We start from the raw sequence: 24,935 nt of genomic DNA, 5'->3' as shown, positions 1-24,935 counted from the left end.
ACCGTGTCATCTTTCGCGGCGTAGATCTCGAAAACGCGCGTTTTCCGCGGCCATCACCGGCTCGCGGTGGGATCTTCGCCTTCGGACAGCGCCTCCCACAGCTCGGTTTCCGGATCCTTGGCGGCCTTCTTCTTCGCTCCCGGCGCCGAGTACTTCGCGCCGAGACGAGGCATCCGGCCCGCGCCCTTGATGGCTGCCAACCCGCCCGCCGTCACGAGAATTCCCCCGAGGATCGCGAGACCGCGGGCTCCCACCAGCTGAGCGACGGGCAGACCGTCGGCGAAGCCACTGAACGAGCCGCCCGCCACGCCGATCCACACCGCGGCGACACCGGCCACGGCGAGTACCACGCCGAGCACCCGGCGTGGCCAGCCGCCGGTGGCGATCAGCCCCGCCGTGCCGGCAAGCGCCAGCAACGCGAGCGGAATCAGCGCGACCGCACGCTGTGAACCGGTTTCCGTGTACAGCACGGTGCCGCGCACGCCTCCGTCGCGGAACTCCGCGAACCACACGAGCTGCGAAGAACCCCACAGCGCGACCGCGCCCAGCAGCAGGCCCACCACGGCGATCCACAGTGGACGCTTGGCCTTCTTCGCCGGGGCCTCAGACACGAGTGCTGTCACCCGCCGGGTCGAGTTCGTCCGCCGCGATCATCGTCTGCGCCGCCGCGACGGCGGACAGCACGGTGCGGGCCTTGTTGAGCGACTCGTTGTCCTCGTAGTCGGCCACCGAATCCGCGACGACTCCCCCGCCGGCCTGGACGTACGCGGTGCCGTCCTTCATCAGCGCGGTGCGGATCGCGATCGCGGTGTCGGCGTCCCCGGCGAAGTCGAGATACCCGACGACGCCGCCGTAGAGCGCCCTGCGGGTCGGCTCCAGTTCCTCGATCAGCTGCATCGCGCGGACCTTCGGCGCGCCGGAGAGCGTCCCCGCCGGGAAGCAGGCGGCGACGGCGTCGAAAGCCGTCTTGTCGTCGAGGAGTTCGCCGGTGACCGTGGAGACGATGTGCATGACGTGGCTGTAGCGCTCGACGTCGAAGAAGTCGACGACGCGCACGGTGCCGGGCTTGCAGACCTTGCCGAGGTCGTTGCGGCCGAGGTCGACGAGCATCAGGTGCTCGGCGCGTTCCTTCTCGTCCGCCAGCAGGTCCTTGGCCAGCTGCGCGTCCTCCTCCGGGTCGGCGCCGCGCCAGCGGGTGCCCGCGATCGGATGCGTGGTCGCGCGGCCGTCCCGCACGGTGACCAGCGACTCCGGGCTGGACCCGACGATGTCGAAGCCGTCCAGGCGCAGCAGGTACATGTACGGGCTCGGATTGGACGTGCGCAGGACACGGTAGACGTCCAGCGCGTCGGCCTGGGTCTCGATCTCGAATCGTTGCGACGGCACGATTTGGAACGCTTCGCCCGCCTTGATCGCCTCGACCGCCTTCTCGACGGCCGCGTGGAAGTCCGGCTTGGAGCGGCGGCGGGTGAATTCGGGCGCGGGACGGTCGAAGACGGCGGCCGTGGCCGGGGCCGCGACGTGCAGCTGCTTGGTCATCGCGTTCAAACGCGCGACGGCGTCGTCGTACGCCGCGTCGACGCGCTCGGCCGAGTCGTCCCAGTTGACCGCGTTGGCGATCAACGTGACGGTGCCCTCGTGGTGGTCGAAGGCGGCCAGGTCGGTCGCCAGGAGCATGGTGAGCTCGGGGATGTCGAGGTCGCGTTCGGCGAGTTCGGGGAGCCGTTCGAGCCAGCGGACGGCGTCGTAGCCGATGTAGCCGACCATGCCGCCGGTGAGCGGCGGCATCCCGGGCAGCTGCTCGGTGTGGAGCGCGGCGACGGTCTCACGCAGCACGGTGAGCGGGTCGCCTTCGGTCGGCAGGCCGACCGGCGGGGTGCCGGTCCACACGGCCTTGCCGTCACGCACGGTCAGCGCGGCGGGACTGTCGACACCGATGAACGACCATCGGCTCCACGACGCGCCGTTCTCCGCCGATTCGAAGAGGAACGTCCCCGGCCGGTCGGCGGCGAGCTTGCGGTAGACCCCGATGGGGGTCTCACCGTCGGCGAGCACGCGGCGGACAACGGGGATGACGCGACGGCCCTCGGCGAGCGCACGGAACTCGTCGCGCGAAGGGCTGACCGAGCCGAGCCCCGACGGGCTGGCGTTTGCGGCGCTGACCATGTCGCTCATTGTGCTGCAACGGCCGTGCGGGCCGGGACGGGGGGATGAATTCAAAGATTGTTGAATTTCTGGCCCGGTCCGTTCATGATGACGCCATGGCTGGTGAAGACACTACCGCTCGGCGCCGGGGACGGCGGCCCGGCGGACAGGACACCCGCACCGCGCTGCTCGAGGCGGCCCGCGCGGTGTTCGGCGAGAGCGGCTTCGACGGCGCGACGGTGCGCGCGATCGCGACGCGCGCCGGGGTCGACGCGGCGATGGTGAACCACTGGTTCGGCAGCAAGGAGGGCCTTTTCGGGCAAGCCATCCTGAAGCTCCCTTTCGACCCGCGCGAACTCGTCGCCGAGCTGACCGACGGTCCCGACGACGAGTTCGGGCAGCGGATCGTGCGGACCTTCCTCACCCGATGGGACGGCGCGGGCGGCGACGTGTTCCAGGCGCTCGTCCGCAGCGTCGCCGGGCACGAGCAGGCCGCGGCCGTGCTGCGCGGCTTCTTCCAGAACTTCTTCACGAAGGTCATCGGCGGGCTGGGCTCGGACCGCGTCGAACTGCGGACCACGCTCTGCGCCTCCCAGCTCGTCGGGATGGGGCTGGTGCGCTACGTCGCGAAGTTTGAGCCGATGGCTTCGAGCGAGATCGAGCCGCTCGTCACCGCGATCGCACCGACTGTGCAGCGCTACCTCACCGGCGACATCGACTGACCTTTCGGGCGATCACGCGTACTTGGAGCCTTGACTCGCGTGCTTGGAGGCGGATCTCGGAGTTCGGCTTTCAAGCACGCGAGTTCCGGCTTCGATCACGCGAGTTACGCCTTCGCTCACGTTGGGGGTGGGCCTTCGCCTTACGTCTCAGCACCCCGAAACGCCACTCGACAACCCAGGCCCGCGCTATGAAAGGTCCTTTCCTTGCACATTTTGAAAGGAAAGGACCTTTCATGGCATCCGGAACCGGCGTCGAGAGGTGGGCGGCTCACGCCGTGTCCGGCTCGATCTCCTTGACAGGGACCGTGTAGAGCGTGTCCTTCGAGAACCGTCCGCGCGGGAAGATCACGATCATGTCCGTTTCCTCGCCGCCGATGAAGACGGGAACCTTCTCGAGTCCCTCGAAACGTGGAGCGATCCTCAGTGACCGCCTCGTCTGGAGCAGTTTGTAGTCGCGCTCGAGATAGACGTCGATCCTGGGATACAACCAGCCCGGCCGGACCGTCGCCGTGGCCTCGCGCAAGCCGGTCTTCTCAGCGGAGCGGCGGCGACTCTTCCAGAGCCAGGCGGCGTACAGACACGCAGGAATACCGTAGAAGGCCGCCAAAGACAGCGGGGCGAGCACCTCGAATCGGCGATCTTCCGAAACTATCTGGCACACGACGAAGTAAGCGATCCAGAACACCGCCCAAGCCGTCGCCCGTTGTTCGAGAAGGGACAGTTTCTCGATCAAGGGGTTGGCCACTTCTTCGTGGACCGTCGGCGGCTCGAAGCTTTCGGTGAAGTCGTGGTCCGCGGCGGAGGGAGGTCGCCCGGCGACCCTTGGACGTCGTCTCGGACGATCGATCTTTCTTTTCCCTCGCCCCAGTTTCATGCACTGAGGTTAAACGAGAAGAGCGGGTTTTCCGGATAACGAGTCGCGTCTCGCGCTAGGGCAACCGGAGAAGCGCACCGAGCGTACAAGTGAGCAGGCACGTCGGCGGAACCGCGAGATCAGCCAGTGGCCAGCACCGCGATCAGCGCCAGCGTGCCGGGGACCACCTGCACGAAGAAGATCTTCTTGCTCGCCGTCGCCGTCCCGTAGAGCCCGGCCACGATCACGCAGGCGAGGCCGTAGATCTTGAACTGCCAGGCGGTGCTGCCGGTCGCGATCAGGCCCCAGATCAGCGCGGCGGCCAGGAAACCGTTGTACAGCCCCTGATTGGCCGCCAGCGTCGCGGTCTCCTTCGCGAATTCCTCGGTGGTGCCGAAGGAGGCGCGGGCGCGCGGCGTGGTCCACAGGAACATCTCCAGCACGACGATGTACAGGTGGATCAGGGCGACGATGCCGACCAGCACGTTGGCGACGACATTCACGGGTTCTCGCTCTCGTCGGCCAGCAGCAGCCGTTCGTCGGTGTCGAAACAGGTGTGCGTGCCGGTGTGACAGGCCGGGCCGGTCTGGTCGACGCGCAGGAGAACGGTATCGCCGTCGCAGTCGATCCGCACCTCGCGCACGTGCTGGACATGGCCGGATGTCTCGCCCTTGACCCACAGTTCCTTGCGGCTGCGCGAATAATAAGTGCCGCGCCGCGTCGTGAGGGTGCGTTCGAGCGCCTCGTCGTCCATCCACGCCATCATCAGGACGTCCGATGTGGAGTGTTCGACGACGACGGCGGCGATCAGCCCGTCGGCGTTGCGCTTCAAGCGATCCGAGAGGGCGGGGTCAAGCGTCATTCGTGGCTCCGAGAAGGTGCCGTTTCACCGGCATCGAGTTGAGCAGGACCGCCGTGTAGATGTACCCGGCGAACAGCAGCCCGGAGACGATCTTCACCCAGAAGAGTTCCGCCGCCAGCATGGACAACGCGTGCAGCAACCCGAACAGGAAGCTGACGCCGAAACCGGCGAACCGCGCCGAAGACATCTTCAGCACCAGTCCCGCCACGACGAGACCGCCGAGGACCAGCGACGTACCCGGCAGGAGGAACGTCCGCGCGGTGGAGTACGGCGCGAACATGAGGATCGCGGCCATCGCGATGTAGGCGAGGGCGAGCCCGAGCAGCAGCGCGCAGACGACCTTGACCTCGGTGGAGGCCTTCCATTTGGCCAGGATCACCGGACCACGACTCCCCCGGCGCGCAGCGCGCTCTTGACCTCGCCGATCTTCAACTGTCCGAAGTGGAACACGCTGGCCGCGAGCACCGCGTCCGCGCCTGCCTCGACGGCGGGCAGGAAGTGCTCGAGCGCGCCGGCGCCACCGCTGGCGATCACCGGGACCCGGACCGCCGCCCGCACCTGGCTCAGGAGTTCGAGGTCGAAGCCGTTCTTGGTGCCGTCTGCGTCCATCGAGTTGAGCAGGATCTCGCCGACGCCCAGTTCCTCGCCGCGCGCGGCCCACTCGACGGCGTCGATCCCGGTGCCGCGGCGCCCGCCGTGCGTGGTCACCTCGAAACCGGACGGAGTCGGTTCGGTCCCCTCGGGGACCCGGCGCGCGTCCACCGACAGGACGACGCACTGCGCGCCGAACCGGCGGGACGCCTCGCGCAGGAACTCCGGCCGCGCGATGGCGGCGGTGTTGATGCTCACCTTGTCCGCGCCGGTGCGCAGCAACCGGTTGACGTCGTCGTTCGTGCGCACGCCACCGCCGACGGTGAGCGGGATGAACACCTGTTCCGCGGTCCGGCGGACGACGTCGAAGGTGGTCTCACGGTCCCCGGAGGACGCCGTGACGTCGAGGAACGTGAGCTCGTCCGCGCCCTCGGCGTCGTACAGCCTGGCGAGTTCGACGGGGTCGCCGGCGTCGCGCAGGTCGGCGAAGTTGACGCCCTTCACCACACGGCCCGCGTCGACGTCGAGACACGGGATGACCCTGACTGCGACTGACATGGGGACAAGCGTAGTCAAGACCCGTTCTAAGCTCGCGGGATGGCACAGGCGGGGCGGCGGCCGGGGCAGACCGAGACGCGGGAGGAGATCCTCGACGCGGCGAGGCGCAGGTTCGCCGAACAGGGCTACGACGGGGCGACCGTCCGCGCCATCGCGGCCGACGCCGGGGTCAACGCGGCCCTGCTCCACCATTTCTTCGGCACCAAGCAACGGCTCTTCGCCGCGTCGATGAATCTGCCGGTGGACCCTGGCGAGCTGGTCCCCCGGATCCTCGAAGGCCCCGAAGAAGAGATCGGCGAGCGCCTCGTCCGCGCGTTCCTCGGCCTCTGGCAGGCCCCGGACGGCCGCGCGCCGTTCCTGGCGATGATCCGGTCCGCGACCACCAACGAGCAGGTCGCGACCATGATGCGGCAGTTCCTGGAGCGGGCGGTACTGGCGCGGGTCGCCGAGGCGCGCGGCGTGCCGAAGGTGCGGGTGGCCGGGGTCGCCGCGCAGATGATCGGGTTCGCGCTGCTGCGTTACGTCATCGGGCTCCCGCCGCTGGTCAACGCCTCGGAGGAGGAGATCGTCGCGATGCTGGCCCCGGTCGCGCAGTACTACCTGACCCCCGGCGCCGAGAAAGTTCGGCTCCCGATGCATCACCAGGGCGGTCTCGCGCGTCACTAGAGCGAGACCACCGGCTGAGGGGGACACGTGCCTGCGACCTTCGACGAGTTCGTCGCGGATCGCCTGGACGGGCTCCTGCGCTACGCGACCGTCCTGACCGACGATCCGTACCTGGCGCAGGACATCGTCCAGGAGGTGCTGCTGCGTGCTCAGGAACGCTGGCCGAAGATCGACTCGCCGCCGACGTACGTCCGCCGGATGGTGACCAACGAGTACCTCTCGTGGCGGAGGCGGCTGGCGGTCCGCCGGGTGACGCCGTCGTCACCGGAAGCGCTCGACCTGATGAGCCCGCCGGTCTCCGATCACGCCATCGAGTACGACGAACGCGACGCGATGCTGGACCGGCTCGCGAAGCTCCCGCGCAAACAACGCGCCGCGATCGTGCTCCGTTACTACGAGAACTACTCCGACGAGGAGATCGGCGCGGTACTCCGCTGCGCGACGTCGACCGTGCGCAGCCAGATTTCGCGCGCGCTCGCGACGCTGCGGGAAACCGGGCCGTCCCCGTCCGTGCAGCCCACGGGAGCCCGCAAATGACCCGACTGAGTGACGAGCACACCGAGGACCTGATCCGGGAGAGCCTCGAACACCTGGCGACGCGGGCGCCCGACGGGGCCGAGATCCGCGACGCGCTGGCCCAACGGTCGCGCAGCCGTCCCAAGATGGCTTTGGCGCTGGTCGCGGCGGCGGTCGCGATCATCGCGCTCGGCGTGCCACTCGGCCTGCGGGCCTACACAACGGTCACGCCCGCCTCGCCGCGCGACGCGGACTGGGCGGTGCTGCCGTACAAACCGGGCTGGCTTCCCGACGGCTTCAAGGAGATGAGCCGCTCCGCGAAGCCTTATCCGGCGCCTCAGACCAGGACGTGGAGTGGCGGCGAGGCGGGCCAGGTCCAGCTGACCACCACTCCGCTGGACGAGCGGCGCGGGCCGTGGACGATCGCGCCCGCCCCGAACCAGATCATCGTGCACGGCAGGGTCGGCATGGTCTCGGAGGTCTACGGCGACGCGACGATGCTGACCTGGTCACCCGACGACGCGTACGTGCTGAACTTGACCCTGCACGGTGTGCGGGACGCGCGCGGCGTGGGTCAGCGGATCGCGGACGAGATGGTCGGGGACGGCCGTGCCCGGGTGTCGGGCGAACTGCGGTTCGGCAGGTTGCCCGCCGGCCTGGAGCTGTCCGGGGTGAACCTGGCCATGACGGTCGACGGGGGCACGACCGAGCTCGAAGCCACCCGTGCCGGGCAGCCCAGCGCGGCGGCGGTGGCCACGGCGAGGCTCGGCGGCCAACCGCCGGACGCGGGCGATGCCGCGCCCGTGCCGCTCAAGATCCGGGGCCTCGACGGTTTCGCCCTCCCCGCGCGGAACGGGCGGGGAGGGCAGCTGGACGAAACGGTCGCCGTCCAGGTCGAAGGCGGGCGCTGGCTCACCGTGTCGGGCAAACGGGACCGGGCCACACTGGCCGAAATCGCCGAGGGCCTGCAGATCATCCCCGGTGACTACAGCTGGTTCGGGAAGCCGCCGGAATAGTGACGGGCGGGCGGCGGTTGTCGACGGCATGACGGACACCTACCGCTCCATCGCGTTCACCGAGTACGGCGACTCCGGGGTCCTGCGCGTCCTCGAACGCGAGCTTCCCGCGCCGGGGCCCGGCCAGGTCCGGGTCGCCGTCCGGGCCGCGGGCGTGAACCCGATCGACTGGAAGATCCGGTCCGGGCTGATGGCGGAGGTGTACCCCGCGAAGTTCCCCGCCGTGCCCGGTGGGGACATCTCGGGCGTGATCGACGCGGTCGGCGAGGGGGTATCCGATTTCGCGGCCGGTGACGAGGTCATGGGGTCCGGCGCCGGCGGGTACGCGGAATACGTCCTCGCGGATCCGGCGAACCTGATCCGCAAGCCCGGGGCACTCTCCTGGGAGCTGGCCGCGGCGCTGCCGGCGGTCGTCAACACCGCCTACCGCGCCCTCAACCTTCTGGATCTCCAGAAGGGCGAGACGCTGCTCATCGACGGCGCGGCGGGCGGCGTCGGCACCATCGCCGTCCAGCTCGCCGTCGCACGCGGGCTCACTGTCCTGGGCACCGCGAGCGAAGCGAACCACGATTACCTGCGCTCGCTGGGTGCCGTCCCGGTGCAGTACGGCGAAGGCCTCGCCGAGCGCGTACGCGACGTCGCGCCGCAGGGCGTCGACGCGTCCTTCGACGCCTCCGGACGCGGCTCGCTCGCCACCCTCGTCGAGCTGACCGGTGGCCCGAAGCGGGTCATCACCATCGCCGCGCCGGACGCGGCCGACCACGGCGTGCGCTTCACGTCGGGTTCTCCGGCCGAGCAGGTCCCCGGCTCGCTGGCCGAAGGCGCCGCGCTCGCCGCCGAAGGCAAGCTCGACCTGCCGATCGCCCGCGTGTACCCGCTCGCCGAAGCGGCCGCGGCCCAGGACGAAAGCGAAGGCGGCCACGTCCGGGGCAAGCTCGTCCTGGTCCCGTGAGCCTTCCCACGACGGCGAGCTGGCTGCATCGGAACGCGAGGACCGGCCTCGAGGTCGCGTTCTTCCAAGAACACGAAGGCGGCTGGAGGATCAGCGGGGCAACGACAGCGGTCGAGGACGGCGAATCCTGGTTCGTCGAGTACGCGATCACCGTCGACACCGCCTGGCATACGAGGTCGGCGGAGATCTCCGGCCGGTCGGCGAGCGGCGCCCGGCGCACGGTGCTCGAATCCGGCGGTGACGGACGATGGCGGGTGGACGGGGTCACGGATCCGCGGCTCGACGGCTGTTTCGACGTGGACCTCGAGTCTTCGTCGATGACGAACACGCTGCCAGTGCACCGGCTCGGCCTGGCGCCGGGCGCCGCCGCCGAGGCACCCGCCGTGTACGTCCGTGCGGGCGACCTCGCCGTGGAGCGGCTCGAGCAACGCTACGAGCGGATCGGTGACCGCGATTTCGCCTACGCTGCACCGGTCTTCGACTTCTCCTGCGTACTGCGCTACGACCGGCACCTGCTGGTGCACGACTACCCGGGCATCGCCGTCCGGCTGTCCTGAAGCACCCCTTGACTCACGCTTCTCAACGGGCGCAGAATTAAACGCATGACTAATTCAGCGATCTCCGTGACGGGCCTGAGGGTCGTCCGCGGCGGTCGCGAGGTCGTCAAGGACATCGCGTTCCGGACGCCGCGCGGGCGCGTCACCGGCCTGCTCGGGCCGAGCGGCTGCGGCAAGACGACGCTGATGCGTTCGATCGTCGGCGTGCAGATCGTCGCCGCGGGCGAGGTCACCGTGCTCGGCCATCCCGCGGGCAGCCCGCCGCTGCGGCGCCTGATCGGCTACGCCACCCAGAACCCGGCCATCTACGCCGACCTCACCATCACGGAAGCGTTGCGCTACTTCGCCTCCGTCCTCCGCGTGCCGATGTCCGATGTGGACAGGGTGATCGCCGAAGTCGGGCTGACCGACCACGCGGGCAAGCTGGTCGGCTCCTTGTCGGGCGGACAGCACAGCCGCGCCAACCTCGCCGTCGCACTGCTCGGAAAACCCGAACTGCTCGTCCTCGACGAACCGACCGTCGGCCTCGATCCCGTACTCCGCGACGAACTCTGGGCGCTGTTCCGCCGCCTCGCCGAGGGCGGAACGACGCTGCTCGTGTCCAGCCATGTCATGGACGAGGCAGCGCGATGCGACCGGCTGCTGCTCATGCGCGAAGGCCGCGTCCTCGCCGACGACACCCCGGCCGGGCTGCGCGAACGCACCGGCACGACCGATCTGGAACAGGCGTTCCTGCGGCTCGTCCGGGAGACGGAGATGACCTCGTGAACCCCACGCTGACACTCGCCACGGCCCGCCGCATCCTCCTTCAGCTACGGCACGATCCGCGCACCGTCGCGATGCTGATCGTCGTCCCGTCGCTGCTGATGGTGCTGCTGCGCTTCGTCTTCAACTCCGAAGCGGTGTTCAGCCGGGTCGCTCCGGCGCTGCTCGGCGTCTTCCCGTTCCTGATCATGTTCCTGATCACCTCGATCACCACGCTGCGCGAGCGCACCACGGCGACACTGGAACGACTGATGACCCTGCCGATCGGCAGGATGGACCTGCTCTTCGGCTACGCGATCGCGTTCGGTTCGATCGCGATCGTGCAGGTCGGCGTCGCCGCCGGGATCTCGCTCGCCTGGCTGGGCCTCGACATCGCGGGCTCGATCGGGATGCTGCTGCTCATCGCCGTCCTCGACGCCCTCCTCGGGATGGCGCTCGGCCTGTTCGTGAGCGCGTTCGCGCGGACGGAGTTCCAGGCGGTGCAGTTCATGCCGCTGTTCGTGCTGCCGCAGATCCTGCTGTGCGGGCTGTTCGTGCCGCGCGGGGAAATGGGCTGGCTCCTGAACCGGCTTTCGAACGTGATGCCGCTTTCGTACGCCGTCGAAGCGCTCACGCGGGTCACCACGTCGGGCACCGTGGACGCGACACTCCTCTGGAACCTGATCATCGTCGGGGCGTGCGCACTGGCCGCGCTGGTGCTCGGCGCGGCGACCTTGCGCAGGCGGACGCCCTAGACTCTCCACATGGGATCGGAGTTCGAGCGGATCGCCGCCGAGAAGTACGTCGTCCTGACCACCTTCCGCAAGAACGGCACCCCGGTACCGACCCCGGTCTGGGCGGCGGGCGACGGCGGCGAGCTGGTGCTCTGGTCCGAGCGGAAGGCGGGCAAGGTCAAGCGCATCCGCAACAGCGGCCGGGTCGAGGTCCAGGCCTGCGACTTCCGCGGTGCCAAGACCCATGGCGACGTCGTCGCGGGTGAGGCTCGGCTGCTGGACCTCGACGAGACCGAACGGGTGCGCAAGGTGATCGCGCGGAAGTACGGGATCACCGGGCGGGTCACGATGTTCTTCAGCAGGCTGCGGGGGCCGAAGGACCGGACCGTGGGCATCGCGATCAAGCTGGCGGAGTAGCCCTGGGTCTCGTGAGTGGTGAGGACGGTTAGAACCGTCCTTACCACTCACGAGGACCTTTACTCGGAGGTGACCCAGTTGCCGTGGAAGCCGTTGGGCACCCGGTCCGGCAGGTGCACGGCACCGACGGTCTCCAGGGTCCCCGCGTCCAAAATGGTCAGATCGCTCTTCTGCGTCGCGGCGTCGTAGACGAAGCCCATCAGCACGCCCTCGTCCTCCCCTGCGTCCACAGAAGACGGAACGAAGACGAACTCCCCCACCTGGCTGCCCGCACCGAATTCCCTCGAAGCGACCGAACGGTTCCACAAATCGTGCTTGAGCAGGGCACCGGAGGACGCCGATCCGTCCCTTGTGGACACCGAGTAGCCGTAGCGGTGCCGCCGTCCCACCAAACGCTCGTCGACACGCGGGAACTCCTGCCCCTGGTCGTCGAGGCGTTCTTCGACGACCTTGCCGACGGTCAGGTCGATGGTCCAGCGGTCCAGGGTCGGCGGGCCCTCGGCGGGTCCGAGCAGTTCCGTGTCGAACATCTTCGGGTGCCGGACGACGTCCAGCACGACGTCGTCGCCGTCGTCGTAGGCGTTCATCGGGTGGAAGACGTAGCACGGCTCGATCTCGAACCAGCGGACGTCGCCGTTGCCGCCGTCGCGCGGCATGACCCCGATCCGCGCCGGGTACTTCGGGTTCCAGCGGTACGGCAGGCCGGCGTTGCCCGAGATCCGCCGGCGCAGCCGCGCGCTGAGCGGATCCGGCACCTTCACCTTGCCCACCAGCGCGGACATCACGAGCCGCGCGGGCGTGCGCAGGACCGACGGCACGGACGCGGCGACGGCCTGGTCGCTGTCGAAGGTGACCGGGAGGTCGTAGAACACGACGTGCTTCTCGGTCAGGGAGAAGTCGTGCATCATCGGCGAGCCGGCGACCTCGATGTCGACCGTGCGGCGCGCACGGCCTTGCGCGTCGATCACCGAGTACTGGACCTTGTTGCCCGAGCCGAAGAAGTACGACACGGCGTGCAGTTCGCCGGTCTCCGGATCACGCTTCGGGTGGGCGGTGTAGCCACCGGGCAGGGTGCCGTCGAAGTCGCAGGCACCGACGGTGTCGAGCTCGTCGGTCAGCTCGAAGCTGGTGGCGCCGCCCTCGATCAGCGCGAGGGTCTTGCCCGCGTGGCCGATCACATTCGTGTTGGCCCCCATGGCGGCGGTCGCCCCGCCTTCCCAGCTCTCGCCCAGTTCCCCGGACAGCCGCGGGTTGCGCACCCAGCGGTTGCGGTACCACTCGGCGCGGCCGTCCCGCAGCCGGACGCCGTGCACCATACCGTCGCCCATGAACCAGTGGTAGGTCGCCGGGTCCACTTCGGACAGCGGGTTCGGCCCGTTCCGCAGATAGCGCCCGTCCAGGTACTCCGGGACATGCCCGGTGACGCGCAGTTCGGTGATCGTGTGCTCACGGCTGACCGGGGCAAAGTTGCCTTCGAGGAACTTGTTGCCCATCACTGGCCCCCTAGCGCTGGAATAACGATGTTATGCACTCAGTTATAACAGGGTTATGAGACACTGGCAAGCATGGCACCGAAACCCTCCGCCGCCGAGGTCAAGGCCAAGCTGATCGAGGCGGCGATCCGGCTGCTCTCGGACGGCGGCCCCGAGGCGCTCCAGGCCCGCAAGCTGGCGGCCGAGATCGGTGCGTCGACCATGGCCGTGTACACCCATTTCGGCGGGATGGGCGCGCTGGTGGACGAGGTCGCGCGCGAGGGGTTCCGGCGGCTGTCGGCGAATCTGGGCGAAGTCGAGGAAACCGACGACCCGGTGGCCGACATCCTCACCCTGGCGCTGGCGTACCGGCGGACCGTGGTGGACAACCCGCAGCTCTACGCGGTGGCCTTCGGCCAGAGCCAGCCCAGCGGGCAAAAGGCGGCGCTGGGCGACATGACCAAAGAGGAGACCCGCCAGAACGCCAGCGAAGAGGGCATCGAGGCGTTCGGCTTCCTCGTCCGCGCGGCGAAGCGGGTGATCGACACGGGCCGGTTCCGCCCGGCCCCGGAGTTCGCGGTCGCCGCCCAGCTCTGGAGCGCCGTGCACGGCTACATCACACTGGAGGTCGCCGGCCACTTCGGCGACGGCGACAATGGTGTGGACCACATCCTGATTCCCCTGGCCACCGCCCTCGGCGTGGGTCTCGGCGACACTTACGAGGCCGCGACGCGGTCCGCGCGGATCTCGATCGAGGCCTGGCGCGCGAAAGAGGGAAACATCGGCACCTGATCCGGCGATACCCCGGTCACAGGTCGGTGAATCGTGCAACCTTCGAGCGGAAACGCACGTCTGACCTGGTGGAAGCTCACGGGGGAACGGGGGATCGGTGAACGAGGACGACCAGGGGCATACGACGCTGCCGGGGGTGGACGGCGCCCGCCGGTGGCTGAGCCGTCGTTCCGTGCTGATCGCCGGCGCCTCCGGTCTCGGAGTCGCCGGGCTCGCCGCCGGAACGGCCACCGGAGCCCTGCCGTTCAGCGAAGCGCTCCAGCGGGCGCTCGGCGTCGCGTCGCCGACGCCGGCCACCCAGCTGGGCAGCCCCCGCGTCGAACGCGTCTACTCCGAAGCCCGCGGCCGCGAGGTCGATCTCGTGCTCATGCTGCCGACCAAGGCCCCGCCCAAGGGCCTGCCGATGTCGCTGATGCTGCACGGCCTCCACGGCACCGCACGTCACGCGGCCCCCACCGGGCTGCTCAAGCAGCTCAGCAGCGAGGTCGCCCGCAAGGCGGTGTCCCCGTTCGGGTTCGTCGCCGTCGACGGCGGTGACCACTACTGGCACGAGAACCAGCCCGGTGACAACCCGATGGCGATGCTGCTCGAAGAGGTCCCCCGCTGGCTGGCCGCACGCGGCCTCGGCGGCCGGGACGGGCAGCCGTTCGCCGCCACCGGGCTTTCGATGGGCGGCTTCGGCGCGCTGCTGTACACCCGGCGCCGCCTGGAACGCCGTCGTCCGCCCGCCGCGGTCGCGGCGCTCGCGCCCGCGCTGATCACGTCGTGGGCCGAGATGAGCAAACGGCGCGCGTTCCGCGACGCCGCCGACTGGGGCTCGCTGGATCCGTTGCGCCACATCGACGTCACCAAGAGCGTGCCGACCGGGATCTGGTGCGGGACCGAAGACCCGTTCATCGGCGGGGTGCGGAAGTTCATCTCCGAAGCGCGTCCCATGGTCGCGCACACCGCGCGCGGCAAGCACGGCGACACCTTCAACCGCACGGTCGTGCCGAGCCTGATCGCGTTCCTCGGCAAGCACGTCCCGAAGCACGCCTGAATTCAGACGCGGAAGTAGATCCTGGTCACGGTCGAGCCCGGTCTGAGGTACTGCCGGACCAGGTCGGCGACCTGGTTCACCAGCACCAGGCCACGTCCGCCGAGCTGCCCCGGCGAAGCGGGACGGCGGCCCGCCAGCGGATCGCTCAAGGTGCCTTCGTCGATGACCTCGCAGAGTACGTGGCCCTCGTCCCGCCAGACGCGGACGACACCGTGGCCCGAACCGTGCAGCACGCTGTTGGCGGACAGTTCCGCCACGGCGAGCACGAGATCCTCCACCCGGTCCTGGGCGAGCCCGCTCTCTTCGGCCCGGGTCTGCGTGAACCTGCGCACCGCGGCGAGCCTGCCGAGGTCGAAGCGGAACGCGTCGGCCGACCGCGGCTCGGGCAGCGGCAGGTTGTACTTCTCGACGACCGCGTCGGGCGCGTAGCCCGCGCTCGGGCGATCGCCGCCCGCACCGGACAGGGTCGGATGGGTCCGCTCGGCGTCGGCGAGGACGTCGTCTTCGAGCCGCGTCCGGTCGTAGGGGCACAGGATGCTGAGGTCGCGGTCACCGAAGGCGAAGTTGATCAGCGCTTCGTGCTGCGCGCACGCCGGGTACTCGACGGCCGAGCGGCCCGCCCAGATCGGCTCGCCGACGATCCGGACCGGCCCCGGCCGGTTGTCCGCGAACGCGAGCAGCACACCGGGAAGGATGCGGCCCGGATTCCGGCCCGCTTCGCTCATGTCGATGAGTTCGACCTCGGCGGCGGAATCCCCCAACGCCCTTTCGATCAGGGCCAGGTTCCGTCCCGGCACGGCCACCGCAACGGGCTCGTCGTGCTTCAAGCCGTCCAGGATGTACGGAATCGTACCGTCCAGGTACTCGGAGTCACCGGAGTAGAGCAGGCCCACATGAGAGAAGGGACCCCCGGTGACTGTCACGGAGTCGTCTTACCCCATTCGGGGAATTCTGAAACCCTGCTAACGGAGGGAAATCGGAAAAGAGTGCCAGGCCCGATCAGCCGAGCCAGCGTCCGGCCATCGAGATCAACCAGAATCCGGCGAGCGTCGCACCGGTGAACAGGCCGGTCCAGGCGACAAGCGACTGGTTCGCCTCCGCGCTCCGCGCCGCCTTGACGCGGATCAGCGCGTACGCCGAAACGGCGAAGAACGGCAGCGGGATCAGCGGCAGCGGCGAGAGGCGCACGACACCGGCCACCACGCAGGTCGCCACCAGCACGCCCAGCGCGATCGTCAGCGCGCGCGGGATCCACGGATGCCCGCGGTAGGCCCCGACGACGATGCGTTCGGTGAGCTCGACGAGTCCCCTGACCTCGCGCGGACTCGCGGCTGCCAGCTCAGGAGCCTCGTTCTCGTCCTTCGTGGGAGTCAGCGGCACCTTCGCATCCTATCCCGGTCCGGTCACCGGCCGGACCGGGCCGGAGAAACCGACGCCCCGGCCGGAAGGATCCGGCCGGGGCGTCGGTGACGACAGCGTACTCTAGGCGGACTTCTCGCCGCGCTCGCTGCTGCGACGGCGTGACGGCTGACGCGCCACGATCGTCGGGTTCACGTTCTCGCGGACGGTCTGCTCGGTGATGACGACCTTCGCGACGTCGTCGCGGCTGGGGATGTCGTACATGACCGGCTGCAGGACCTCTTCCATGATCGCGCGCAGGCCACGGGCGCCGGTGCCGCGGAGCACGGCCTGGTCGGCGATGGCCTCGAGCGCGGTCTTGGTGAACTCCAGCTCGACGTTGTCCATCTCGAAGAGCTTCTTGTACTGCTTCACCAGCGCGTTGCGCGGTGTGGTCAGGATGCTGACCAGCGAGTCCTTGTCGAGGTGGGTCACCGTCGCGACGACCGGGAGGCGGCCGATGAACTCCGGGATCAACCCGAACTTGATCAGGTCCTCCGGCATGGTGTCGGAGAAGATGTCGCTCTCGTCGATCTCGGCCTTGGTGCGGATCTCCGCGCCGAAACCGAGGCCGCGCTTGCCGACCCGCTCGTTGATGATCTTCTCCAGCCCGGCGAACGCGCCTGCCACGATGAACAGCACGTTCGTCGTGTCGATCTGGATGAACTCCTGGTGCGGGTGCTTGCGGCCGCCCTGCGGCGGCACCGACGCGGTGGTGCCCTCGAGGATCTTCAGCAGCGCCTGCTGCACACCCTCGCCGGACACGTCACGGGTGATCGACGGGTTCTCCGACTTCCGGGCGATCTTGTCGACCTCGTCGATGTAGATGATGCCCGTCTCGGCGCGCTTGACGTCGTAATCCGCCGCCTGGATCAGCTTGAGCAGGATGTTCTCGACGTCCTCGCCCACGTACCCGGCTTCGGTGAGCGCCGTGGCGTCCGCGATCGCGAACGGGACGTTCAGCATCTTCGCGAGGGTCTGGGCCAGGTAGGTCTTGCCGCAGCCCGTCGGGCCCAGCATCAGGATGTTGGACTTCGCCAGTTCGACGGTCTCGTCCTTGGAATCCTTGGGCCCGGCCTTGTCGTCGGACTGCACACGCTTGTAGTGGTTGTACACCGCCACGGCCAGCGATCGCTTCGCGTCGTCCTGGCCGATGATGTACTGCTCGAGGAACTCGTGGATCTCGGCGGGTTTGGGCAGCTCGTCGAGCTTGACCTCACCGGCCTCGGCCAGTTCCTCTTCGATGATCTCGTTGCAGAGATCGATGCACTCATCGCAGATGTAGACCCCGGGGCCGGCAATGAGCTTCTTCACCTGCTTTTGGCTCTTGCCGCAGAAAGAACATTTCAGCAGGTCGCCGCCGTCACCGATCCGTGCCATGGCCGTTGACCTCGTCCCCTCCGGCGCGATATGCGCCTGACTGTCTTACCGCCCCGGTCACGGATGACCGCTCGGAGCCTCACACACTGCCACTGACGGTACCCGCCCGATGCCGTCGGCGGGAGAACCAACGCCACATCTGAGCACGCCAGAAGCTGACCATAGACCAGGGATCCGGTGCGTGTCGTCTCCCGACACGCACCGGTCCCCTCCCGCGATCAGCTGCTCGAAGCCTTGCGGTACTCGAGCACCTCGTCGACGATCCCGTACGCCTTGGCCTCGTCGGCCGTCAGGATCTTGTCGCGCTCGATGTCCTTCTTGACCTCGTCGGCGTCCTTGTTCGTGTGCTTCGCCAGGATGACCTCCATCTGGCGCCGCACCCGCTGGATCTCGTTGGCCTGGATCTCCAGGTCCGACACCTGGCCGTACGTGCCCTCGGTGGCGGGCTGGTGGATCAGCACACGCGAGTTCGGCAGGGTGAACCGCTTGCCGGGGGTACCGGCGGCCAGCAGCACCGCGGCGGCCGAAGCGGCCTGGCCGATGCACATGGTGACGATGTCGGGGCGGACGTACTGCATCGTGTCGTAGATCGCCATCAGCGCGGTGAAGGAGCCACCGGGCGAGTTGATCAGGATCATGATGTCGCGGTCCGGGTCCTCGTGCTCGAGGTGCAGCAGCTGGACCATGACGTCGTTCGCCGACGCGTCGTCGATCTGCACGCCGAGCATGATCTGGCGCTCTTCGTACAGCTTGTTGTACGGGTTCGATTCCTTGATGCCGTAGCTCGTGCGCTCGACGTACGAGGGCAGGACGTACCGCGACTGCGGCAGCTGGAGCCGCGACTGCATCCCGGGCACCTGCGACCCGTTCGGAAGCTGGAAGTCGTTCATTGAAATTCTCCTGTGTGCCGGGCGCGGATCAGCTGTTGGGAAGCGGGTTCTCACGGGTGAGGACCTGGTCCACGAAGCCGTAGTCCTTCGCCTCCTGCGCGGTGAACCAGCGGTCGCGGTCACCGTCCTTGACGATCTGCTCGACCGTCTGGCCGGTCTGCTCGGCGGTGATCCGGGCCAGCTCCTGCTTCCACTTGCCGAACACCTCGGCCTGGATGGCGATGTCGGAGGCCGTACCGCCGACCCCCGCGGAGGGCTGGTGCATGAGGATGCGCGCGTGCTGCAGCGCGTACCGCTTGCCGGGCGTGCCGGAGGAGAGCAGGAACTGCCCCATCGACGCGGCCAGGCCCATCGCGTAGGTCGCGACGTCCGGGCGGATCAGCTGCATGGTGTCGTAGATCGCGAAACCCGCGGTGACCGAGCCACCGGGCGAGTTGATGTAGAAGCGGATGTCCGACTCGGAGTCGTCTGCGTCGAGCAGCAACAACTGGGCGGTGATCCGGTTGGCGACCTCGTCGTTGACCTCGGAGCCGAGGACGACGATGCGCTCCTGGAGCAACCGCTCGAAGACCGAGTCGGTGAGGTTGAGCCCTGCGGTACCGGTCCGCGCCTGGGGCGTGTGCTGCGTCACGTCATGCCTGCCTTTTCGCCGACGGCGGCGGGTGGAACCTTCGCCGCCGCGTATGTCCAGATGCTTGAGATCTTGCAACCGACCCTAACGAACTTGGGCGGTGCAGAATGCCTGACACCGCCCAAGTTCGCTTACAGCTTTACGGTCCGTTTCGGACGGACCGGATATTCCCTACTCGGCCGCAGTCTTCGCGGGTTCCTCGGTGACCTGCGTCTCCTCGGTTGCGGGACCGAAGAGCTCTTCGAGGTCGACCGTGGCGCCGGAAGCGTCGGTCACGGTGGTCTTGCGGACCACCGAGGCCAGCGCCTTGCCGCGACGGACGTCGGCGTAGATCGCGGTCAGCTGACCGGACTGCTGCGCCCGCTGGACGTACTCGTCCGGGCTGACGCCGAAGCGCTGCGCCTGGTAGATGATCCGTTCGGTGAGCTCGCCGTCGTTGACCGACGTCTGCTCGGCGTCGGCGATGCTGTCCAGCAGCAGCTGCGTGCGGACCGCCTTCTCCGACTCCTCGCGGACCTCGGTGTCGAACTCCTCGATCGTGCGGCCTTCGGCCTCGAGCGCCTTCGCGAACTGCGCCTCGTCGTGGTCGAAGGGGTGGATCGCGTCGTGCTTGCGGTTCTCGATCTCGGCCTCGAGGACCTTCTCCGGGATCGCGACCTCGGTGCGCTCGAGCAGCTCCTCGAGGACCTTGTCGCGGGCCTGGACGCCCTGCTGCATCTTCTTGACGCGGCCGAGCCGCTCGCGAAGGTCGGCCTTCAGCTCGTCGATCGTGTCGAACTCGCTCGCCATCTGGGCGAACTCGTCGTCCGCCTCGGGCAGCTCGCGCTGCTTGATGGTCTGCACGGTGACGGTGACGTCGGCGTCCTTGCCGGTGTGCTCGCCGGCGACCAGCTTCGTGGTGAAGGTCTTGGTCTCGCCGGCGTTCGCGCCGATGATCGCCTCGTCGATGCCGTCGACGAGCTGGCCGGAGCCGATCTCGTAGGACAGGCCGGTGGTCGAGGCCTCCTCGACCTCCTGACCGTCGACGGTGGCCGCGAGGTCGATCGAGACGAAGTCGCCGTTCTCGGCCGGGCGGTCGACACCGGTGAGCGTGCCGAACCGGGCGCGCAGCTCGTCGAGCTGCTCGTCGACCTCGGCGTCGGTCAGTTCGACGTCGTCGACGCTGACCGAGAAGCCCTCGAGGTCGGGCAGCGAGATCTCCGGGCGGATGTCGACTTCGGCGGTGAACTCGAGGACCTCACGGTCCTCCAGCTTGGTCACCTCGAACTCGGGCTGGCCCAGCGTGCGGACCTCGCCCGCGCGCACGGCTTCCATGTACTTGGCCGGAATGACCTCGTTGACGACCTCGTCGAGCACCGGGGCTCGCCCGATCCGGCTTTCCAGCACGCGAGCCGGCGCCTTGCCCGGACGGAAGCCGGGGATGCGCACCTGCTGGGCGATCTTGCGGTAGGCGCGGTCGAAGTTCGGCTTGAGCTCGTCGAACGGCACCTCGACATTGATCTTGACTCGCGTCGGGCTGAGCTGCTCGACGGTGCTCTTCAACGTATTCTCCTCGAGCGGTAAACGATGTGTTTGAGCATCCGCATGTCGTCGACGGCGGATGTGCCCTGGTCACCTTGCAGACCGGGCCGTCCGAGTCTAGGCCGTGTCCTGTGGGTCTGTTCGATGGGGTTCGTGATCCAGGTGGTTCCCGGCGGTGCGGGCGGATCGGCCTCGTAACCGGGTCGTACTCGGCCGCGTCCGCCCGTGCCGTGTCGCTCACCGGTCCGGTCCCGGGGCCATCACCACCGCCTCGTGCTCGGTCACCATGCCCCGGCAGAGCTTTCGGGACGTGTCCGGCGAACCACCCGCCGACCACCCGATCGGACCAGTTTTCGGTTCTTCTCTGTTACGAACCGGCCCTTTCCTGGACACGGATGCGTGCCACGCTTCACCATCGGGCGCCATGACGAGGCGTTTCGGCGATCGGATGAAGTTTACAAACCAATACTGATTGTCTACGGTGTGACAGCTTGTCCCGGTAGCATCGACCGAGGGGAACGATCGATGACCGTCGCCGTAACCCGGTCCGCGGACACGGGGGAATCACCCGAGAGAAGACCGAGACGCGGCGTGCCCAACCCGCGTCTTCCGCTGCCGGTGGTCTCGGTGCCGACGGTGTTGTTGTTCATCGGCGGCGCCATGGTCTGGACGGGCGCCACTTGGCTGGTCGTCAACGAGGCCGGGCCGCTCTGGGTGACCATTCCCCTGCACGCGCTCGTCACCTTCACCATGTTCACCGTGCTGCACGAGTCGACGCACCACGCGGCCGGGCAGCTCACCTGGGTCAACGAACTGCTCGGCAGGCTCGCGATGCCGTTCGTGGCGGCCTACGGCTCCTTCCCCCTGGTGCGGTACATCCATCTGGAGCACCACCGCAACACCAACGAGGACGCCCACACCGATCCCGACGCCTGGACCGCGCACGGCCCCTGGTGGCAGTTGCCGCTGCGCTGGCTGACCATCGACTTCTGGTACGCCCGCTTCTACGTGGCGCGGCAGCGCACGCGGCCGCCGTCGGAGCGGGCCGAGACCGCGGCCGTCGTCACGCTGAGCCTCGCCGCGTTCGCCTGGCTGACCGTGAGCGGTCACGGCTGGGAACTGCTGATGGTCTACCTGATCCCGCAACGCGTCGGACTGGCCGTGCTGGCCTGGTGGTTCGACTGGCTGCCGCATCACGACCTCGGCGCGCGGCGGCAGAACCGATTCGGCGCCACGCGCGTCCGCGTCGGGCTCGAATGGCTGATGACGCCGATCATGCTGTGCCAGAACTACCACCTGGTGCACCATCTCCACCCGGCGATCCCGTTCTACCGATACCTGCGCACGTGGCGGGACAACCGCGACGCGTACCTCGCCAGGGACGTACCGATCGCGACCCCGTGGGGCCGCGAGCTGACGTCGTCGGAGTATCGCGAATGGCGTCAGCTCACCGGCTCGTTCGACGAGGAACCGCCCGCACCGCAGCCCCGGCAGCCGAGCCGGTTCCATTCGCTGCGGGTCGCCGAGGTCCGGCCGTTGTGCGAGGGCGCCGTCACCGTGACGTTCGACGTCCCGGAACGGCTGCGGGAGACCTTCCGGTTCACCCCCGGCCAGCACCTCGTCATCCGCGCGGAGGTCGACGGCGAAGAGGTGCGGCGCGCCTACTCGATCTGCTCGACGCCGGACTCCGGTGTGCTGCGGATCGCGATCAAGCATCAGCTCGGCGGCGCGTTCTCGACGTTCGCCAACACGGAGCTCGCGGCGGGCGACGCGCTGGACGTCCTTCCCCCGGACGGCGAGTTCACGCTGACCCCGGCGCGGAGCCGCGCGGGCCGGTACGTCGCGCTCGCCGCGGGCAGCGGGATCACGCCGATCCTGTCGATCCTGACCGCGACCTTGCAGGACGAGCCGAACAGCAAGGCGACCCTGCTCTACATCAACACCTCCGGCGCCAGCACGATGTTCGCCGACGAACTCGGTGCCCTCGCCGCGCGGCTGGGCGGGCGGCTGCACGTCGTGCACTACCGCACCGACGAACGCGACCCGGATCTGCGCGCGCAACGACTCGAAAGGCCGTTCGACATCGTGGGCGAGGCGCTCGCCATCTCGCACGAGCGCTACCAGCGCGGCCGCCTGGACGGCACCCGTCTCCGCGCGCTGCTGCAGGCGCGGCTGCACCCGGCGAAGGTGGACGAGTGGTTCCTGTGCGGCCCGCGCGACCTCGTCGACATGGCCCGCCGGACCCTCGCGGACCGGGACGTACCCGAGGAGAACGTCCATTTCGAGCTGTTCCAGGGCGCGCTTCCCGTCCGCCCCTCACGGCGGCCGGGCCCGACGCTGACGGTGACCGCGGGCGGGAAGACCGCCGAAATCCCCGCCACGGTGGGCGAAACCGTGCTCAGCGCCGCGCTCCGGCACGGCGTCGACGCGCCGTACGCGTGCATCGGCGGGGCCTGCGGCACCTGCCGGGCGACGGTGGTGCGGGGCAGCGCGCGGATGGACGTGCACTACGCGCTCGGGGACGACGAGGTCGCGGCGGGGCGGATCCTGACCTGCCGGGCGGTGGCCACCTCTCCCGAGCTGGACGTGGACTACGACCGCTGACGCGACCTTCGCGTTTGCCCGGTGCGGCCTCCTGCCACCGTGCGCCCACTGGACACGACGGCTGCGCCTGAAGGGGTCCTTCACGGACCTCCGGCAGACAAAGGTGTGTCGCGAAAGCCACTTTCGGGACGTCTGATGGGGATCTGTCCGCGACCAGGCCGATGGTGCGCAACTTCGTGCACTGCGGGGTGGCGGTCACCGACGNACCCTCAGGGTAGGCAAGGAGGCCTTCACGGACTGGCGTTGTCACCTGCTTGGGGCACCGTGCCCCAAGCGGCACACAGCGGGCTCACAGGCGGGACACAACGCGCGCATACGACCGCGGCGCACGCTCGGGTCATGGCAACCGGCTCGGCCCCGTCCACCGGCCCGCGCCGGTGGCCCCGGCCCGGGCGGCTTTCCCTGCGCGCCAAGCTGACCGGCTCGATGGTGCTGCTGCTCACCTTCGTCTGCCTGGTGATCGGCGTCGCCAGCGAGATCGCCTTGCGGTCGTTCCTCACCCGCCAGATCGACGATCAGCTCTCGGCCGCGTCGGCCCGCGCCCACGACTTCGCGAGCCGTCCACCGGAGGACGGCCTCGGTCCCGATCCGCTCAACGCGCCGGGCCAGGCCTCCGGGACGCTCAGCGTGCGCTTGTCCGGTGACCGGGTGTTGTACGCGGGAGTCCTTACCGTGCAAGGACTTCCCCAGGGCCTCTCGGCCGAGCAGGAGTCCGGCCTGTTCATGATCCCGGCGGACCGGCCGCCGCTGACACTGACGCTCGGCGGCCTGGGCGACTATCGCGTGCAAGCCGTCTCGATCCCGGGTGGCGTGGTCGTCACCGGGCTCCCGCTCGCGCCGATGCAGGACACCTTGGCCACCGTCCGGTGGATCCTGTTCGGGGTCGCGGCGGCGGGGGTCGCCGGCGCCGGGTTCCTCGGCGCGTTCGCGGTCCGGCGCACGCTGCGGCCGCTCGACCGGGTCGCGGCGACCGCGGGCCGGGTGTCGGCCATGCGGCTCGACCGTGGACAGGTCGCGCTTTCCGTGCGGGTGCCCGAGATCGACACCGATCCGCGGACCGAGGTGGGCCAGGTCGGTTCGGCGCTGAACCTCATGCTCGGGCATATCGCGCGGGCGCTGGAAGCACGGCACGCCAGCGAGACCCGGGTCCGCCGGTTCGTCGCCGACGCGAGCCACGAGCTCCGCACCCCGCTCGCGGCGATCCGCGGGTACGCCGAACTCGCCGGCCGCGGCAGCGCGCTGGCGCCGCCGGAGGTCGCTCACTCGATGTCCCGGATCCAGTCCGAGGCCGCGCGGATGACGACCCTGGTCGAGGATCTCCTGCTCCTGGCGAGACTCGACGCGGGACGGCCACTCGAAGCGGGCGAAGTCGACCTGACCCGGCTGGCCGCGGACGCGGTCGGCGACGCGTATGTCGCGGGCCCGGAGCACCGCTGGGAACTGCGGCTCCCGCCGGGCCCGGTGCTCGTCCGCGGTGACGTCCAGCGTCTGCATCAGGTACTGGCGAACCTGTTGTCCAACGCGCGCACGCACACTCCGCCGGGCACCACGGTGATCACCGCGCTGACCCGCTCGCCCGGCGGGGCCGCGGTGCTGACCGTCACCGACGACGGCCCCGGTATCGCGCCCGAACTCCTGCCGAGCGTGTTCGAGCGGTTCGCCCGCGGCGACTCCTCCCGGTCCCGGGCCGCGGGCAGCACCGGGCTCGGGATGGCGATCGCGTCGGCCATCGTCGTGGCCCATCACGGCACGATCGAGGTGCACAGCCGTCCGGGACGCACCGAGTTCGCCGTCCGGCTGCCGGTGATCGGCTCCTCACAGCGGGTGCACAGCTTCGGCACAACCACGCCCCAGGTCGGCCCCCGACGCTGACGC

At 69.0% G+C, this 24,935-nt stretch carries 27 protein-coding genes; 13 read left to right on the top strand and 14 right to left on the bottom strand.

The features are described 5' to 3' along the window. Positions 1-53 precede the first annotated feature (53 nt). Together LCL61_RS16865 and LCL61_RS16860 are read right to left on the bottom strand one after the other, a co-directional pair. Positions 54-611, bottom strand: a complete 558-nt coding sequence (locus LCL61_RS16865; protein ID WP_340687686.1) for a Trp biosynthesis-associated membrane protein — start codon at positions 609-611, stop codon at positions 54-56. Next, the gene (locus tag LCL61_RS16860) at positions 604-2,166 is read right to left on the bottom strand and encodes an anthranilate synthase component I (protein WP_340687685.1); all 1,563 of its coding nucleotides are present in this window, start codon (positions 2,164-2,166) and stop codon (positions 604-606) included. The genes LCL61_RS16865 and LCL61_RS16860 overlap by 8 nt, the downstream gene beginning before the upstream one ends. A gap of 95 nt (positions 2,167-2,261) precedes the next feature. Between LCL61_RS16860 and LCL61_RS16855 the strand changes: the two genes are divergently transcribed. Beyond that, complete coding sequence (locus LCL61_RS16855) at positions 2,262-2,867, top strand: TetR family transcriptional regulator (protein ID WP_340687684.1); 606 nt, start codon at positions 2,262-2,264, stop codon at positions 2,865-2,867. Positions 2,868-3,135: 268 nt separating this feature from the next. Here the strand turns inward: LCL61_RS16855 and LCL61_RS16850 are convergent, their stop codons facing one another. The 5 genes from LCL61_RS16850 to hisF all read right to left on the bottom strand — a co-directional run bounded on the left by LCL61_RS16850 (position 3,136) and on the right by hisF (position 5,731). Beyond that, the gene (locus LCL61_RS16850) at positions 3,136-3,612 is read right to left on the bottom strand and encodes a hypothetical protein (RefSeq protein WP_340687683.1); all 477 of its coding nucleotides are present in this window, start codon (positions 3,610-3,612) and stop codon (positions 3,136-3,138) included. A gap of 248 nt (positions 3,613-3,860) precedes the next feature. Then, positions 3,861-4,223 (bottom strand): DUF1304 domain-containing protein, encoded by a 363-nt coding sequence (locus tag LCL61_RS16845; RefSeq protein ID WP_340687682.1) that lies wholly within the window; start codon positions 4,221-4,223, stop codon positions 3,861-3,863. Continuing rightward, entirely contained in the window at positions 4,220-4,582 is a 363-nt protein-coding gene (gene hisI / locus LCL61_RS16840; protein WP_340687681.1) for a phosphoribosyl-AMP cyclohydrolase, read from the bottom strand. Before hisI ends, LCL61_RS16845 begins: the two co-directional genes overlap by 4 nt. Continuing rightward, a complete protein-coding gene (locus tag LCL61_RS16835) occupies positions 4,572-4,961 on the bottom strand; it encodes a hypothetical protein (RefSeq protein ID WP_340687680.1) in 390 nt (129 codons plus the stop codon). The genes hisI and LCL61_RS16835 overlap by 11 nt, the downstream gene beginning before the upstream one ends. Further along, entirely contained in the window at positions 4,958-5,731 is a 774-nt protein-coding gene (hisF, locus tag LCL61_RS16830; protein ID WP_340687679.1) for an imidazole glycerol phosphate synthase subunit HisF, read from the bottom strand. The genes LCL61_RS16835 and hisF overlap by 4 nt, the downstream gene beginning before the upstream one ends. 39 nt (positions 5,732-5,770) lie before the next feature. On the opposite strand from hisF, the gene LCL61_RS16825 reads away from it, so the two are divergent. The 8 genes from LCL61_RS16825 to LCL61_RS16790 are packed head-to-tail and all read left to right on the top strand — an operon-like array spanning position 5,771 to position 11,333. Beyond that, complete coding sequence (locus LCL61_RS16825) at positions 5,771-6,397, top strand: TetR family transcriptional regulator (protein WP_340687678.1); 627 nt, start codon at positions 5,771-5,773, stop codon at positions 6,395-6,397. A gap of 27 nt (positions 6,398-6,424) precedes the next feature. After that, complete coding sequence (locus LCL61_RS16820) at positions 6,425-6,934, top strand: SigE family RNA polymerase sigma factor (protein ID WP_340687677.1); 510 nt, start codon at positions 6,425-6,427, stop codon at positions 6,932-6,934. Beyond that, positions 6,931-7,929: a hypothetical protein gene (locus LCL61_RS16815; protein ID WP_340687676.1), complete on the top strand. Its 999-nt coding sequence runs from the start codon at positions 6,931-6,933 to the stop codon at positions 7,927-7,929. Before LCL61_RS16820 ends, LCL61_RS16815 begins: the two co-directional genes overlap by 4 nt. Positions 7,930-7,957: 28 nt before the next feature. Beyond that, on the top strand, positions 7,958-8,881 hold the full coding sequence (locus tag LCL61_RS16810; RefSeq protein WP_340687675.1) for an NADP-dependent oxidoreductase: 924 nt from the start codon (positions 7,958-7,960) through the stop codon (positions 8,879-8,881). Next, complete coding sequence (locus LCL61_RS16805; RefSeq protein WP_340687674.1) at positions 8,878-9,438, top strand: putative glycolipid-binding domain-containing protein; 561 nt, start codon at positions 8,878-8,880, stop codon at positions 9,436-9,438. Before LCL61_RS16810 ends, LCL61_RS16805 begins: the two co-directional genes overlap by 4 nt. Positions 9,439-9,483: 45 nt before the next feature. Next, complete coding sequence (locus LCL61_RS16800) at positions 9,484-10,206, top strand: ABC transporter ATP-binding protein (RefSeq protein ID WP_340687673.1); 723 nt, start codon at positions 9,484-9,486, stop codon at positions 10,204-10,206. Continuing rightward, positions 10,203-10,937, top strand: coding sequence for an ABC transporter permease (locus LCL61_RS16795; RefSeq protein ID WP_340687672.1), 735 nt, complete (start codon positions 10,203-10,205; stop codon positions 10,935-10,937). The genes LCL61_RS16800 and LCL61_RS16795 overlap by 4 nt, the downstream gene beginning before the upstream one ends. Before the next feature lie 9 nt (positions 10,938-10,946). Then, positions 10,947-11,333: a PPOX class F420-dependent oxidoreductase gene (locus LCL61_RS16790; RefSeq protein ID WP_340687671.1), complete on the top strand. Its 387-nt coding sequence runs from the start codon at positions 10,947-10,949 to the stop codon at positions 11,331-11,333. A 59-nt stretch (positions 11,334-11,392) separates the two neighbouring features. On the opposite strand, the gene LCL61_RS16785 is transcribed toward LCL61_RS16790, so the two are convergent. Beyond that, positions 11,393-12,826: a carotenoid oxygenase family protein gene (locus LCL61_RS16785; protein WP_340687670.1), complete on the bottom strand. Its 1,434-nt coding sequence runs from the start codon at positions 12,824-12,826 to the stop codon at positions 11,393-11,395. 72 nt (positions 12,827-12,898) lie between these two features. On the opposite strand from LCL61_RS16785, the gene LCL61_RS16780 reads away from it, so the two are divergent. Next, positions 12,899-13,597 carry a TetR/AcrR family transcriptional regulator gene (locus tag LCL61_RS16780; RefSeq protein ID WP_340687669.1) on the top strand — a complete coding sequence of 233 codons (699 nt, stop codon included), beginning with the start codon at positions 12,899-12,901 and terminating at the stop codon, positions 13,595-13,597. Positions 13,598-13,694: 97 nt separating this feature from the next. Further along, complete coding sequence (locus LCL61_RS16775) at positions 13,695-14,636, top strand: alpha/beta hydrolase (protein ID WP_340687668.1); 942 nt, start codon at positions 13,695-13,697, stop codon at positions 14,634-14,636. 2 nt (positions 14,637-14,638) lie between these two features. On the opposite strand, the gene LCL61_RS16770 is transcribed toward LCL61_RS16775, so the two are convergent. The 6 genes from LCL61_RS16770 to tig all read right to left on the bottom strand — a co-directional run bounded on the left by LCL61_RS16770 (position 14,639) and on the right by tig (position 20,477). Next, positions 14,639-15,559 carry a sensor histidine kinase gene (locus LCL61_RS16770; RefSeq protein ID WP_340687667.1) on the bottom strand — a complete coding sequence of 307 codons (921 nt, stop codon included), beginning with the start codon at positions 15,557-15,559 and terminating at the stop codon, positions 14,639-14,641. A gap of 76 nt (positions 15,560-15,635) precedes the next feature. Further along, positions 15,636-16,016: a hypothetical protein gene (locus LCL61_RS16765; protein WP_340687666.1), complete on the bottom strand. Its 381-nt coding sequence runs from the start codon at positions 16,014-16,016 to the stop codon at positions 15,636-15,638. Between the two features lie 102 nt (positions 16,017-16,118). After that, the gene (gene clpX, locus LCL61_RS16760) at positions 16,119-17,414 is read right to left on the bottom strand and encodes an ATP-dependent Clp protease ATP-binding subunit ClpX (RefSeq protein ID WP_016332355.1); all 1,296 of its coding nucleotides are present in this window, start codon (positions 17,412-17,414) and stop codon (positions 16,119-16,121) included. Positions 17,415-17,632: 218 nt separating this feature from the next. After that, entirely contained in the window at positions 17,633-18,304 is a 672-nt protein-coding gene (locus LCL61_RS16755; RefSeq protein ID WP_340687665.1) for an ATP-dependent Clp protease proteolytic subunit, read from the bottom strand. 28 nt (positions 18,305-18,332) lie between these two features. Beyond that, positions 18,333-18,935 carry a ClpP family protease gene (locus tag LCL61_RS16750; protein WP_016332353.1) on the bottom strand — a complete coding sequence of 201 codons (603 nt, stop codon included), beginning with the start codon at positions 18,933-18,935 and terminating at the stop codon, positions 18,333-18,335. A 171-nt stretch (positions 18,936-19,106) separates the two neighbouring features. Next, entirely contained in the window at positions 19,107-20,477 is a 1,371-nt protein-coding gene (tig, locus tag LCL61_RS16745; RefSeq protein ID WP_340687664.1) for a trigger factor, read from the bottom strand. Between the two features lie 504 nt (positions 20,478-20,981). Between tig and LCL61_RS16740 the strand changes: the two genes are divergently transcribed. Continuing rightward, positions 20,982-23,060, top strand: coding sequence for a fatty acid desaturase (locus LCL61_RS16740; protein ID WP_425342011.1), 2,079 nt, complete (start codon positions 20,982-20,984; stop codon positions 23,058-23,060). Between the two features lie 339 nt (positions 23,061-23,399). Further along, complete coding sequence (locus LCL61_RS16735; RefSeq protein ID WP_340687663.1) at positions 23,400-24,932, top strand: HAMP domain-containing sensor histidine kinase; 1,533 nt, start codon at positions 23,400-23,402, stop codon at positions 24,930-24,932. Positions 24,933-24,935: the final 3 nt, after the last annotated feature.

Origin of the sequence: Amycolatopsis coloradensis (genome assembly GCF_037997115.1) — a bacterium.
GTDB classification, from domain to species: domain Bacteria; phylum Actinomycetota; class Actinomycetes; order Mycobacteriales; family Pseudonocardiaceae; genus Amycolatopsis; species Amycolatopsis coloradensis_A.
Note: the sequence above shows the minus strand (reverse complement) of the source record. Positions and strands in the feature narration are given on the sequence as shown.